1 protein-coding gene is annotated in these 237 nt (G+C 31.2%); it reads left to right on the top strand.

Going from position 1 to position 237, the window contains the following annotated elements:
- Positions 1–237, top strand: a 237-nt coding sequence (locus Q4528_RS16025) for a hypothetical protein (RefSeq protein ID WP_303522753.1), incomplete at both ends; no start/stop codon positions are given.

Below are 237 nucleotides of genomic sequence, written 5' to 3'. Positions count from 1 at the left end.
GCTCATATCTTACCTGTCGTTATTTTTTTTATAGCATTTGAAGGTGTAGTTCCAAGTACTAGATTTGAAAGAGAATATTCAATAAATAAAAATATATTTATAAGCGCCACCCCAGAAGAAATAAAAAATAAGCTTATTGAGCCAATGCATTTAAATATTGAACGTAATTGGCTGTTAAGTTTATTCCCTATGCCCAACAATATAGATGCAGGTACATTATCAGCAGGAGATGTACAT

This window comes from Staphylococcus pasteuri, assembly GCF_030547725.1.
GTDB lineage: Bacteria > Bacillota > Bacilli > Staphylococcales > Staphylococcaceae > Staphylococcus > Staphylococcus pasteuri.
This window is presented reverse-complemented; position numbering and strand designations above follow the sequence as displayed.